At 71.9% G+C, this 584-nt stretch carries 1 pseudogene; it reads right to left on the bottom strand.

The window, feature by feature from the left end:
• Positions 1-584, bottom strand: a pseudogene (locus AC1DWF_RS36830) (DUF3604 domain-containing protein); the annotation flags it as partial.

Here is a 584-nt window from a genome sequence, read left to right as displayed (position 1 = left end):
GCCCAGAAGGGCATCAGCGCCGCGTCGGCCACGCGCATGGGGTTGGAGGGCGTCTCGTCCCAGGTGATGACCAGCGCCTCGGCCGCCTCGGCGCTCAGCCCCTCGATGCGATGCGAGCGCGCGCCGGCGGGCCATTCGAAGCTCTCGGGCAGGCCCTTCACGGGGGAGCTGCCGCGCAGCCGGTGCGTCCTGGCCGGCAGCGCCGCCGGGTTGCCCCAGCGGTCATCCGAGCGGAGGTGCAACGCGAAGGTCTCGCCCGGCCGCCGTTGCGTGGGGAGGATCGCGAGCGGCCGCACGCCCGGTCCGGGGATCACCTCCATCCAGGGCTGCACCGGCAGCAAGGCCCAGTTGCAGGTCGCGAAGACGTCGGCCAGCGTCAGGAAGTGGAACTGCGCCTCGCAATAGGTCTGCATCCGCAGGCCCGGCGAGCCGCCGCTGATGTCGCCAAGACGGATGGTGATGGTGTCGCCCGGGGCCAGGAAGCCGCGCGCGACAGTCACCGTCAGCGTCCGCGACCAGGGACGCATGTTGAGCTTCGGGCTGTATTCCAGCACCAGCTTCGCCCCGTTCGAGGCCTCGGCGGT

This window comes from Aminobacter sp. P4_D5, assembly GCF_056401815.1.
The sequence above is the reverse complement of the archived record's forward strand: the minus strand, read 5'-3'. Positions and strand labels throughout refer to the sequence as shown.